At 37.2% G+C, this 12,823-nt stretch carries 14 protein-coding genes; 10 read left to right on the plus strand and 4 right to left on the minus strand.

The window, feature by feature from the left end; all coding sequences use genetic code 11:
- Positions 1–17 precede the first annotated feature (17 nt).
- The 7 genes from lysA (at position 18) to ABJ974_RS00660 (ending at position 7,953) form a co-directional block, all read left to right on the plus strand.
- The gene (lysA, locus tag ABJ974_RS00630) at positions 18–1,217 is read left to right on the plus strand and encodes a diaminopimelate decarboxylase (RefSeq protein WP_419869464.1); all 1,200 of its coding nucleotides are present in this window, start codon (positions 18–20) and stop codon (positions 1,215–1,217) included.
- 105 nt (positions 1,218–1,322) lie between these two features.
- Positions 1,323–2,057 (plus strand): energy transducer TonB, encoded by a 735-nt coding sequence (locus tag ABJ974_RS00635; RefSeq protein ID WP_419869465.1) that lies wholly within the window; start codon positions 1,323–1,325, stop codon positions 2,055–2,057.
- A gap of 97 nt (positions 2,058–2,154) precedes the next feature.
- Entirely contained in the window at positions 2,155–3,594 is a 1,440-nt protein-coding gene (miaB, locus tag ABJ974_RS00640; RefSeq protein ID WP_419869466.1) for a tRNA (N6-isopentenyl adenosine(37)-C2)-methylthiotransferase MiaB, read from the plus strand.
- A gap of 37 nt (positions 3,595–3,631) precedes the next feature.
- Entirely contained in the window at positions 3,632–4,921 is a 1,290-nt protein-coding gene (locus tag ABJ974_RS00645) for a sigma-54 interaction domain-containing protein (protein ID WP_419869467.1), read from the plus strand.
- A gap of 30 nt (positions 4,922–4,951) precedes the next feature.
- Entirely contained in the window at positions 4,952–5,659 is a 708-nt protein-coding gene (locus ABJ974_RS00650; RefSeq protein ID WP_419869468.1) for a DUF4013 domain-containing protein, read from the plus strand.
- Positions 5,649–6,194 carry an LPS assembly lipoprotein LptE gene (gene lptE, locus ABJ974_RS00655; RefSeq protein WP_419869469.1) on the plus strand — a complete coding sequence of 182 codons (546 nt, stop codon included), beginning with the start codon at positions 5,649–5,651 and terminating at the stop codon, positions 6,192–6,194. The genes ABJ974_RS00650 and lptE overlap by 11 nt, the downstream gene beginning before the upstream one ends.
- Before the next feature lies 1 nt (position 6,195).
- On the plus strand, positions 6,196–7,953 hold the full coding sequence (locus tag ABJ974_RS00660; RefSeq protein ID WP_419869470.1) for a hypothetical protein: 1,758 nt from the start codon (positions 6,196–6,198) through the stop codon (positions 7,951–7,953).
- A gap of 72 nt (positions 7,954–8,025) precedes the next feature.
- Here the strand turns inward: ABJ974_RS00660 and ABJ974_RS00665 are convergent, their stop codons facing one another.
- The 4 genes from ABJ974_RS00665 to ABJ974_RS00680 are packed head-to-tail and all read right to left on the minus strand — an operon-like array spanning position 8,026 to position 10,401.
- A complete protein-coding gene (locus ABJ974_RS00665) occupies positions 8,026–8,628 on the minus strand; it encodes a DUF4126 domain-containing protein (RefSeq protein ID WP_419869471.1) in 603 nt (200 codons plus the stop codon).
- Between the two features lie 50 nt (positions 8,629–8,678).
- Positions 8,679–9,053 (minus strand): ribonuclease P protein component, encoded by a 375-nt coding sequence (gene rnpA, locus ABJ974_RS00670; RefSeq protein ID WP_419869472.1) that lies wholly within the window; start codon positions 9,051–9,053, stop codon positions 8,679–8,681.
- Complete coding sequence (locus ABJ974_RS00675; protein ID WP_419869473.1) at positions 9,054–9,779, minus strand: tRNA threonylcarbamoyladenosine dehydratase; 726 nt, start codon at positions 9,777–9,779, stop codon at positions 9,054–9,056.
- Positions 9,772–10,401: a TatD family hydrolase gene (locus tag ABJ974_RS00680; RefSeq protein ID WP_419869474.1), complete on the minus strand. Its 630-nt coding sequence runs from the start codon at positions 10,399–10,401 to the stop codon at positions 9,772–9,774. The genes ABJ974_RS00675 and ABJ974_RS00680 overlap by 8 nt, the downstream gene beginning before the upstream one ends.
- 222 nt (positions 10,402–10,623) lie before the next feature.
- Between ABJ974_RS00680 and ABJ974_RS00685 the strand changes: the two genes are divergently transcribed.
- The 3 genes from ABJ974_RS00685 to ABJ974_RS00695 all read left to right on the plus strand — a co-directional run bounded on the left by ABJ974_RS00685 (position 10,624) and on the right by ABJ974_RS00695 (position 12,720).
- Positions 10,624–11,253, plus strand: a complete 630-nt coding sequence (locus ABJ974_RS00685) for a TetR/AcrR family transcriptional regulator (RefSeq protein ID WP_292009841.1) — start codon at positions 10,624–10,626, stop codon at positions 11,251–11,253.
- Between the two features lie 103 nt (positions 11,254–11,356).
- Positions 11,357–12,352: an outer membrane protein assembly factor BamD gene (locus tag ABJ974_RS00690; RefSeq protein WP_419869475.1), complete on the plus strand. Its 996-nt coding sequence runs from the start codon at positions 11,357–11,359 to the stop codon at positions 12,350–12,352.
- 41 nt (positions 12,353–12,393) lie between these two features.
- Positions 12,394–12,720 (plus strand): DNA-directed RNA polymerase subunit omega, encoded by a 327-nt coding sequence (locus ABJ974_RS00695; protein WP_419869476.1) that lies wholly within the window; start codon positions 12,394–12,396, stop codon positions 12,718–12,720.
- The last annotated feature ends 103 nt before the right edge of the window (positions 12,721–12,823 follow it).

Raw genomic sequence — 12,823 nt, forward strand, 5'->3', positions numbered from 1 at the left:
GTTTTACTTAATTAATTATGAATTCAAAAGATTTGCTAAAAATTGCCAATGAATATGGCACGCCGGTGTATGTTTATGATGCTGAATCTATTAAAACACAATATGAAAAACTTACATCTTCTTTTTTAAAACACACAAAGTTCTTTTATGCTGCAAAGGCTTTAACGAATATTAATATCTTAAAGTATATAAAGAACCTGGGGGCTTCTCTGGATTGTGTATCTATTCATGAAGTAAAACTTGGGCTGAAGGCCGGATTTCCTAAAGATAAGATCTTATTTACTCCCAACTGTGTAGACCTGGAAGAAATAGAGCAGGCTATGAAGTTTGAAGTACATATTAATATTGATAATATTTCTATTCTCGAACAGTTTGGAAATAAGTATGGAGACTCTTATCCTATTTTTGTAAGAATCAATCCGCATATTTTTGCAGGCGGAAACTATAAAATTTCAACAGGACATATTGATAGTAAATTCGGTATTTCCATTCACCAGCTTCGTCATATCGAAAGAATTATGAAAAGCACCAACCTGAATGTGGAAGGACTGCATATGCATACGGGTAGCGAAATCAAAGATCCGGAAGTATTCCTCCAGGCATTGGATATTATGCTGGACCTTGCAGAACATTTTCCTAACCTTAAATATCTGGACATGGGAAGCGGTTTTAAAATTCCTTACCAGGATAGCGAAGAGGAAACGGATGTTGCTACGTTAGGAAAAAAAGTGGAAAAAGTAATATCCGATTATTCTAAATCTACCGGCAGAAAATTCGAGCTTTGGTTCGAACCGGGTAAATTTTTAGTAGGAAAAAGCGGATACCTTTTAGTAAAAGCCAACGTTATCAAGCAAACTACTGCTACGGTGTTTGTGGGAGTGAATTCAGGATTTAACCACCTGATCCGTCCTATGTTTTATGATTCTTACCATGTTATCGAAAACCTTTCCAATCCTAAAGGAGCAGAAAGAATTTATACAGTCGTAGGAAACATCTGTGAAACGGATACTTTCGCATGGGACAGAAAACTTCATGAAGTAAGAGAAGGTGATATCCTTGCTTTCCATAATGCGGGAGCCTACGGGTTTGAAATGAGTTCCAACTTTAATTCAAGATTAAAGCCTGCGGAAATTTTATTTATGGATGGAAAAGCTCATCTGATCCGTAAGAGAGATGAGTTTGAAGATCTGTTGAGAAATCAGATCGAGGTATTGTAATAATAAAAATTAATATAAGAAACTTCACTTTTAAGTGGGGTTTCTTTTTTTATCACCTACATTTGCAGCGAATGACTTTCAAGCAAAAAACACTGTAAAATACACATGATGAATTATAACAAACCTCTCATCTTATTTTTTATTTGTATACTGACCTTCTTTAAAGCACAGGTTTTAGATGAGTTTCCCCATGATCAGGATTTTTATGAGGGTGGAATGGTGAACTTCTATAAAGAAGCCCATGACTTTCTGATGGGAAACAAATTTCCGGAATGTGACGCAAAAGAAATATACCAGCCCAGAATTGTAATAACCAAAGAAGCCGCTGTTCAATTTATAAAAGACAGTGATACAGCAAATATTGCAAAAAATAAATGCGCCTACGGTCTGTCCAAAGAACTGCTTAAAAATCTTAAACACTGGAAGCCTGCAGAAGTAAAAGGTGGAAAAATAGGAGCTATTACAGAGTTTATTATTTATCCTAATCATTTAATGAAAAATTACCGGATAGGCTATAATGCTGATAACTTTATTATTCATGCAGAATATCCCGGTGGGCCCAAAGTATTTGAAAGAGAATTTCACGATAATTTTATGGCTCTTTTCTCTGATTACCATATCAATGGAAATGTAAATCTCGAATTTTATATTAATGAATCCGGAAAGATTGTGAATCCCAGAATATATCCCACGATTTATGACCGGGATTTTAATAAAGATTTTATGAGAGCGTTGGCAAGACTCAAAAAAGTCTGGAAACCCGCTTTATATTCCAATATTCCGATCAAAGAACGAATAGCCTTTCCCGTAAGTTTTTCTGTGAAATTTTACGAAAGATAATTTCTGCCATTCTGTCACAATATTTTGTATCTTTGCACACTGATCATTTTTTCAGGATCAGTTTAATCTGTTCATAACGACTAATATCATTACGAAAGTGCAAGAAAAATATATAGACGAAACCAAACAAGGAGAAGCTTTTGCTATTGCTGAGAGAACGGAAAATTCCAAAAAACTGTTTTTGGAAAGCTACGGATGTCAGATGAATTTCTCTGACTCCGAGATTGTTGCCTCTATTCTTAATGAACAGGGTTACAATACAACTATGAAAGCAGAAGAGGCCGATCTTATCCTTTTAAATACCTGCTCCATCCGTGAGAAAGCTGAGCAGACTGTAAGAATGCGCCTTTCCCAGTTTAAAAATCTTAAAAAGGAAAAACCCAATATCACAGTGGGGGTATTAGGATGCATGGCTGAAAGGCTGAAAACCAAATTCCTGGAAGAAGAACATTTAGTAGATTTAGTGGTAGGACCGGATGCTTACAGGGATTTACCTAACCTTCTGAAAGAAACCGAAGACGGAAGAGATGCCATTAACGTAATTCTTTCCAAAGAGGAGACCTATGCAGATATTAATCCTGTACGTTTGGGCGGAAACGGAGTTACAGCTTTTGTTACCATTACCAGAGGTTGTGATAATATGTGTACCTTCTGTGTAGTACCCTTTACAAGAGGGAGGGAAAGAAGCCGGGATCCCCATTCCATTATACAGGAATGCCAGGAGCTTTGGAATAACGGGTATAAAGAAATTACTTTGCTGGGGCAGAATGTAGACTCTTATTTATGGTATGGAGGAGGTCCTAAAAAAGATTTTGATAAAGCATCGGAAATGCAGAAGGCTACCGCTGTAAATTTTGCACAATTGCTCCATTTGGTAGCGAATGCCGTTCCCCAAATGAGAATAAGATTCTCTACATCTAACCCTCAGGATATGAGCCTGGAAGTCTTCAAAGTGATGGCCCGGCATGATAACATCTGTAAATATGTGCATCTTCCCGTTCAGAGTGGAAGCAATAATATGCTGGCCGCTATGAACAGACAGCATACAAGAGAAGAATATCTCGACTTAATTCATAAAGCAAAGGAAATTGTTCCCGATATTGCTTTTTCACAGGACATGATCGTAGGTTTCTGTAATGAAACCGAGGAAGATCACCAGGATACCTTAAGCTTAATGAAAGAGGTGGAGTATGATTATGGATATATGTTCGCCTACTCGGAAAGACCCGGAACGCCTGCCCACAAAAAAATGGAAGATAATATTCCTGCAGATGTTAAACAAAGACGTTTGGCAGAAGTGATTGCCTTACAGGGAGAACTCTCAAGAAAAAGGATGAAATCCTATACCGGAAAAGTACATCAGATTTTAATAGAAGGGATATCCAAAAAGAATGAAAATCAATGGAAAGGAAGAAATTCCCAAAATGCAGTTTGTGTATTTGATAAATTAGAGGGGCAGAAGATTGGTGACATTGTGGATGTTTTTGTCTTCGATAATACACAGGGTACACTTTTGGGAGAGACAGTCATTAATTAAGATTGCTCTCAAATAATATTATTAAATCTTATTGAACATGTCAGAACTTCAAAATATAAAAACCCGCTTTGGAATAATCGGAAACTATCCTGCTTTAAACCGCGCTTTGGAAAAAGCCATTCAGGTAGCGCCTACGGATATATCCGTTCTGGTCATCGGAGAAAGTGGAGTGGGAAAAGAATTTATTCCCAAGATCATTCATTCGGAATCCAGAAGAAAACATCAGCCTTATATTGTAGTTAACTGTGGAGCTATTCCGGAAGGAACCATTGATTCGGAATTATTCGGACATGAGAAAGGAGCTTTTACGGGAGCTACTGCTACCCGTAAAGGATATTTCGAAGTGGCAGACGGAGGAACGATTTTTTTGGATGAGGTAGGAGAACTGCCTCTGCAAACCCAGGTTCGTCTTTTAAGAGTGTTGGAAAGCGGTGAATTTATGAAAGTGGGATCTTCCCAGGTTCAGAAAACCAATGTAAGGATTGTAGCAGCTACGAATGTCAATATGATGAAAGCGATCCAGGACGGAAGATTCCGTGAAGACCTTTATTACCGTCTTAATACGGTGCAAATTGATATGCCGCCCTTACGGGAAAGAAAAGGAGATATCCATTTGCTATTCAGGAAGTTTGCTATAGATTTTGCAGAGAAGTACCGTATGCCTGAACTGGAGTTGGAACCCAGTGCCGTTCACTATATAGAAAGTTACAGTTTTCCGGGAAATGTACGTCAGCTCAGAAACCTGGTAGAGCAAATGACAGTGGTGGAAAGAGAAAGAAACGTAACCGTAGAAAAACTTGCGGAATACATCCCCATGGAATCCAACCTTCCTATGGTGGTAAATACACCTAATACACCGAAGCAGAATGACTTTGCCAGTGAAAGGGAGATCATGTACAAAATCCTCTTTGATATGCGAAGTGATATTAATGATCTGAAATCATTAACATCAGAACTTATAAAAAACAGAGGGGCTTCCGATTTAAGCAATCATGAAAAGAGCCTGATTAACAGAATATACACACCGGAAACTACAGCTACACAATCTTCCAATACAGGGTCGCTATTGTATTTTGAAAATACAGGTCACCCTGCTGTTCAGAATCCTACGATCATTTCCAATCCGGAGGACAGCTATGAAGACATAGAAGATGTTGAAATTGAAGAAGATAAGCCAGAATCACTTTCTCTTCAGAACAACGAAAAAGATCTGATTGTCAAGGCACTGGAGAAGCACAAGGGGCGTAGGAATAAAGCAGCTGAAGAATTGGGAATCTCACAGAGAACTTTATACAGAAAAATAAAACAATATAACCTGGAAAGCTAAAACTGAAAACTCAAATAAACCGATATAAAAGTGGTAAAACCAATAGAATTTAAATTTAATGATTATCTCAATAAAGGATTTGAGCTCATAAAGAAAGATTACGGAAACTTTTTATTGGCTTATTTTTTTTGTATAATTATGTCCATTATTCCCTTTTGCGGATTTTTAGCAATGGGAAATTTTTATAAATTCTGCAGAAGAGTAGATAGAGGAGAAACCGCAAATGCAGGAGACATTTTTAATTTTGATGATTTTGTACCCTATTTTATTTTGCAGCTGATTATTATGGCAGGAATATTTGCCATATATATTCCGTTTATTATTCTTATCCCTGTAGTAGGGCTCTTTGGAGATGCAGGAGAAGTAACCGGAACAGCTTCAGTATTGATAATAATGTTGACATTTCTTTATATTTTAGCCTTGATCTTTGCTGTATTTTACTTTGCATTGAAAGGATTTTATATACCCGGGCTTATTTCCCTCAAGAAGGTGAAAGATATTAAGACCGGCTGGAATATGTCTAAAATCATGACGAAAAACAACTTATTATTAATATTTTTATTCTCAATTGTGGTGAGCTTTCTATCCCAGCTTGGAATCCTTGCATGCGGGATTGGTGTTTTGCTTACCATGCCTTATTATTATACTACTTATTATGTTGCTTTGGAGGATGCTATCCGCCAAATTGAATATGATGAGATCAAAGAAATCGGATTAAAAGAAAAAGATGAATATTAAAAAAGAATATAGTAGGAGATTAGGGTGGTTAGCCGTTCTATTTCTCTCTTTAAGCATTTTGAAATCATGCTACAGCTTTACAGGATCATCCCTGAAAGATGAGAAAACTGTTCAGATCAATGAGTTTCCGAACAATGCAGCTTTGGTGAACCCCTCTCTCTCCCAGCAGTTTTCTACGGATATTCAAAATAGATTCTTACAACGGACTACCTTAAAAGGAACCAAAGAGAATCCCGATATTCTGATTGAAGGTGAAATTACGGATTACTCCATTACTCCTACGACCATCAGTTCTACGACCACAACTACCAGTACCGGAGGAACCATACAGGAGTCTCAGAATAAACTTACCATTACGGTAAAAGTTCATTACGAAAATAAACTCCATCCGGATTTGAGTTTTGACAGAACCTATTCCGATGAAGCGGTTTTTAACAGCAGCTTATCCCAGAGTGATATTGAAAATTCCCAGGTGAGAATTGTAAATGAAAGGATTATTAATAAGATATTTAACGATATTGTAGCAAATTGGTAAGATGAATTCCAGAGTTTTAGAATTATTAAAGGACCCGAAAAATATCCAGTCAGAAGACATTCAGCTTTTGAAAGGAGAGATAGATTCATTCCCATATATTCAAAACATCCGGGCACTCCACCTGTACGGTGTTCATTTATTTGATCAGGAAAATTATCAGAAAGAGCTTTCAGTAACCGCTGCTTATACCACCGATAAAAAGATTCTTTATCAGCTTATCAATGGTAAACTCCCTGAAATTCAGAAACCTAAAAAGACGGAAGAGACGCACGAAGAACCGGAAATTGAAACTGCTGCCGTACAGACAGAAGAAATTATCTCTTCTAAAGAAGAACAAAAGCAGGAAGAAAAAGAACCGGCCCCTTTACCCACACTGGCTGCCACCAATAAACTGATAATGGTAAATGGAGAAAGGAACAGAATTTTATTTGAAGGAGAAGAAAACTTTTTAAACGAAGAGAATCCTGAGACAATTGATCTGGAATCTACTGTGGAATCCGGAGTGATCGTTACTCAAAAGCAGGAAAATTTAAGAGTTGAAAGTAGTAAATTAATTGATAATCAGAAAGAAATAGCTTCTGATACGCCGGAAGAAGCAATAACTCCTGAAGTAATTATCAATGAAGATAAAATCTCCACAGAAGAAGTAAAAGAAGAAGTGAGCGACAGTTCCGAACTGAGTTTTCATGGAACAGATTCTTTCTTACCCGAGGTTACAATTCAGCCTGCCAATAATGAGGAACCGATAAAAGCTGAAACTCCTCAAACCACGGTAAATAAGCACGAAGAAGAAATGAGAAGGCTTATTGAAGAGGTGGAAAAAAAGATGAAGCTAAGCAAAGACTCAGCCCCTGAAAAGAAAGACGAAAAAGAGACGGAGACGGATAATTATCAGATCAGTTTTGCCGAGACTCAGAGTTTTCATGTAGAAACAGAAGAACCGGTTGAAAAACCTCTAACTGAAGAAGTGAGTAATAATCATGAAGAAAAAGTAAACGATGAGGTTCCGCAAGCAGACCATAAAAAAGAAGAAAATCCATCTCAAATACAGGAAGTAAGATCAGCCTGGAAACCAATGGCAGTGGAATCCCATTTACCGGATTCTTTAATCCATAAAAAAGAAGCAGAAATCAATACTCCCAAGCCGGAAGAGCCCGTATTGCTTTCTGATGATCAGAAAAAAGAACCGGAAGCTATCAGTAACGAAAGACCGGAAACAGTAGAAGTAGCAAAAGAAAATCAGGAACCGGAAGAAGAGACAATCAAGGATGAAGATGCCGAAGCTCCGGTAATGAACGTTTCTTTCTTTAGCTCTGATATATCCAACTTAAGAATTAATAAAGAAGAAGAGAAAGTAGAGGAGAAATCACCGAAAGAAAATGTTGAATCACCCGCTCCCGAAAAAAGTAATGTTCCCGGATTTATCAATACATGGCAAAGTTGGCTGAAAATTGATCGTTCGGAAGAAATAGAAAAAGAAAAGGCTAAAAATAAAAGCAAAGTTATCGACTCATTCATTGAAAATAACCCGAAGATTACTCAGCTGAAAGAGGAAAATACGTACGTGGTAAGGGAAAAAACAGATGATATCTCACATCTGATGACTGAAACGCTGGCTAATCTTTATCTTGAGCAGAAACTATATACCAAGGCGACCAATGCCTTCAGAATACTGGCTAATAAGCATCCCGAAAGAAGAGATTATTTTGAAGATAAAATTCAGGAAATCAAATCAATACGAGGGGGTAGTAAGGACTAGGAGTATTCAGATAATACAGAAAATCCCGATAAAAATAAATAAATGGACAGGAATTTTCTTGTCCATTTTTTATTACACATTCTCCTTACTGTTAGCTCTTAATTTTCGCCAGACTTTTCTTCCGTAAATCCATACCAGGACAATGAGGACGACAGCAAAAATAGCAGCTAAAACCGGAAGTACCATTGCTAAAATAGACATTATTCCCGCTCCTGCAGTCTCCGTGGTTCCCACTACGGAATTTCCTAATCCTCCGGTAGTTGCAGTGGATGCAGCCCTCAGCCCGGCAAATCCCGAGCTTATGGTCGCAGCTGTCCCTCCGCCTGCGATAAGTGCCAGGGCCCATTGGGGAAAACTTCCAAGATCGGCAAACTGGCTCGCAAACAAAACAGATCCCGCCACAGTAGCCAAAGGAACCGAAAGGGTATCCAGTAAATGATCCACATAAGGAATGTAATAAGCAAGAATTTCCACCACCGTGGCTATGCCCGTGGTAATAAGAGTGGGAAGGCTGGACAGCCATTCAAACTGGTCATTCATAGGGATCCAGTTGAAATAAGAAGCCAGGCTTACGGCAAACATAGGAAGGAATACCCGGAATCCTGTTGCTGCGGCTAAGCCAATGCCAATGAATGCACCTAAAATATAGGTGAAATAGGGAATTTGATCTAACATTTTATTTCAAATTGAATGTTTTCCGTAAGTTACGAAAACTGTATGAAAAATCACTTTTTTTTAACGAAAGAACAAAGCTTAATGAATTGGCTTTCCACCTCTTGAAAACTTGCCGGTAATTCCGGAGATACCCAAAAGATCATAGCGATTACATTTTCGCCAAAGGTTTGTGCAAATAAATCCTTATGGTGGCGGTAGGATTCTCTCAACAGTCTTTTGATCCGGTTTCTGTGAACTGCTTTTTTAAAATATCTTTTTGATACCGACACACCCAACTTTGTGTTCTCCAAAGAAAGATCTTCCGTATTTTTTAAAATGATCATCCTTAGATTCCCACAAGTCTTCCATTTCCCTTTTTCAAAAAGTAAAGAAATTTCATGAGTCTTTTTTAGTTTTTCCTTCCGGGAATATCCTGATGTATGCATTTAGTCTTTTTTCACGAGATAATTAATTACTTCTGCAGCGGCATACAGACCGAAAATAGCCGGAATAAAGCTGATGGTGCCATAGAAAGACTTCTTAAAATTGCTTCCGTCGGTCATTTTCAGGCTCTCTTCTTTTTGCAGTTCATTGGAAAATACACATCGGAAGCCTTTATGGATTTTCTCCTTTTTAAGTCTTTTTCTTACCTGCTTGGCCAGAAAGCAGTTTTGGGTTTTGCTGATATCTCTTACCATAACTTTACTTGGATCGGTTTTTCCCCCGGCTCCCATTGAGCTTACCAGTTTTATTTTTCTTTTTCGGGCAGCTTTAATCAGGCACAGCTTGGGAGTCACACTGTCTATACAGTCCAAAATATAATCAAACTTGCCGGAATCCAGTACTTCATCCATTCTTTCCGGATTAAGAAACTCATTTATTTTTACAAGATGAAGCAGGGGATTGATATCCAGCAGCCTTTCGGCAACTACTTCTACTTTGTGTTTTCCAATGGTAGAGTGTAGGGCGGGAAGCTGGCGGTTGATATTTGTGATGTCTACCGTGTCACCATCTACGATCGTCATATTTCCTACACCGGCCCTGGCCAGAAATTCTGCTGCAAAAGAACCTACTCCCCCCAGGCCTACCACAAGAACTGAGGCTTTATTTAATTTATCAATTCCCTCTTCCTTAATAAGCAGCTCTGTCCTTTCCAGCCAAAATTTATCCATTTCTTATCGTTTCTAAATTTTCTACAATGTGTAAATCAAGTTTCTCTATAGAAATTCCCTTTATCTCCGCAACTTTTTGATACAACTCCTGAATGTCAAATTCCTGGTTGTCAGTTTCTAAGAAGATTTTATCTAAAGGAACAATTTTTAAAGTATTTTGCAAAGATAAATTATACAAAACAGCTTTTCCAAAACTTAAATAAAAATTATTTTTCAGCAAATCCTCTGCGATCGTTTGCTTCTTATTAAAACCATGGATCACCATAGCCTGCTGTGCTTTTTTCCTGAAGGAAATTACTTCATAATACCTCCGGACACAGTGGATGATAAGGGGTTTCTTTATCTCGTTGGAAAATTCTATCTGCCTGAGGAAAACCTCTTCCTGAATTTTGTTATCCAAAGAGATTAATCCGTCTAAGCCGCATTCCCCGATAGCAAAACAACTTTCCTTCATAGCCGTGGAATACAGCCATTGAAACTGCTTTTCAATTGACTCAGTCAAAATATCCTGAGGGTGAAGGCCTGCAGAATAGGGAATGTCCGGAGCATCCTTTTCCAACTCCAGATTATAAATTCCATGAGAAATATTTTTATGATGATGGTGGAAATCAAAAAAAACCATATTCAAAAATACTATAAATTTAGATGGAAAGTTTTAAAATGATTTAATCGTATGAATTTAAAGGGATTTGTTTATTATAATCCATTTAATGAATGGTAGATATTTATATTTTATTTAATTGTCACCAATACTTAGTATGCTTTTTGTTAATTTAAAATTAAACAAGACAGAAGTTTATAGTTATGTTAAAAAGTCATAACTTTACTAAAATTACCGCATTTCATGAGAAAAAAATTTACTGAAAAACAGATTTATATTTTAGATATTGCAGAGGAGTTAATTGCCAAAAAAGGCTATGATGGGACCTCCGTAAGAGACATCTGTTCCAAGGCGAATATCAATGTTGCGATGATTTCGTACTATTTCGGATCAAAAGAAAAAATGATGTCCTATCTCTATCAGTATAGGGTATTAAAAACGAGGGAGACGTTTTCAGAGTTTGCAGATACCATTAAAGACGGAAAGCCGGAAATGCAGATGAGGGAGATCATAAAATATATTATTTCCCAGCTGTTCAAATACAATTATTTCCATGGTTTTGTTACCCAGGAACTCCGGCATACGGATAATCTCAAAGATGAGTTGCTCGATTTTTACCAGTTGTTTGTAAAAAAACTTGAGGAGGTCATCAAGAAGGGAGTTGCTTCAGGAGTATTCACTTTTGCGCCAAAGCCGGAAGATATTTTAACGATGATTCTGGGTTCCACTCTCTTTGTCATCAGGAATAAAAACTTTTACGAACTGTATGTCCCTAGCAAAAACGAAGAAGCTTATACCAAAGAAGCGGAAAAAAAGATAAGAATGAGTCTTTTATTAAGTGTTTTTGCGATTCTCGGATACGCTGCAGACTAAAATTACGTTAAATAATCATAAAAAAAAATCAATTGGCAAAAAAACTTTATTTTTGCAAATTAATAGATCGGTAGAATATTCCGAAAACTGTTGAATTTTTTATATGAAAAAATACATTTTAGGTCTTCTTGCGGTTGCTGTAATCACAGCATGTTCGAGCCAGCAGGAGAAAGCAATGAAGAGTGCTGACAAGAACTACATTCTTAAAGTGGCAAACGAAAACTTTGCTAAAAAGAACTGGAAAAATGCGTTGGCTTTATATGACAGGCTTGCGAACTTAGTCGCAGGAACAGATGATTTCCCGAATGTAGGTTTTAATACCGCGTATGCCAACTATTATGATAAAAACTATAAGCTGGCTGGACACCAGTTTAAGAATTTTGCGGTAAGTTTTTCAAAAGACCCAAGAGCGGAAGAAGCGGCTTATATGTCGGCCTTATGCTACTATGAAGGATCTATGGACTACAATCTGGATCAGTCCAGTACGGAACTCGCGATTAATGAATTACAGGATTTCCTGAATAATTATCCTAATTCCGAAAGAGCAAAAAATATCAATCAGCTTGTAGAAGAACTATCTTATAAACTGGAGTTTAAAGCATATGAAAATGCCAGACAATATTATAAGATGGGGGAATACAAAGCGGCAAACGTTGCATTGGAAAATGTATTGGAAGACTTTCCGGGAACCAAATTACGTCCGAAAATTTATGACTATATATTAAAGTCCCGTTACGAATTGGCAACCAACTCCGTCTATGACCTTAAAGAAGAACGTATTGAAAGTGCTTTATCATTTACAAGACAGGTAGAAAAAGAACTTCCCGATACGGAATATTCCAAAACGGCAGTAGACTTAAGAGGAAAGCTTGAAAAAGAAAAACAAAACTTTGCCGTTGTAAAAAAACAGACTGAAGCAAGAATTGCAGCATTAACTGCAAAACAAAAGAAAGAAGCTGAAAAGCTTGCGGAAAGAAGTAAAACAGAAAAGCAGATCAAAGAGCAGATAGGAGCAGAGAAAAAAGCAATGCAGATCCAAAGAGACAGTGCGGCGTTAAATACACCACCTCCGGCAGCTACTTTCAAAATTCAAAGATAATTTGTAAATTTGCCATCTTAAAATAAAATAATTTTCTCAAAATGAGTGTAAAAGATACAAAAGCAGAAGTAAATACTATTACTTACGATAAAGATAAGATTGAAGATAAAGTAGGTTCAATCTATGAAGCTATTGTTATCATGGGAAAGAGAGCGGAACAAATCAACGCAGAAATCCGTACGGAGCTGCACAATAAGTTGGATGAGTTTGCAGTTCACAATTCTACATTGGAAGAAGTTTTCGAAAACAGGGAGCAGATAGAAATATCCAAGCACTATGAGAAACTTCCGAAACCGACTTCTATTGCCATCCAGGAATGGTTGGATGATGAAGTTTATTTCAGAAAGACAGAAGACAGACAAAAATAAGATCTGTATTTTTATAAGTGAAGGTCATAGAAGGAAATATTCTTCTATGACCTTTGCATTTCGGTAGAACCGTTATCATAAAATTGAGTAATTTAGTCTTCTA

The organism is Chryseobacterium sp. CT-SW4, assembly GCF_048572715.1.
Taxonomy (GTDB): Bacteria; Bacteroidota; Bacteroidia; order Flavobacteriales; family Weeksellaceae; genus Chryseobacterium.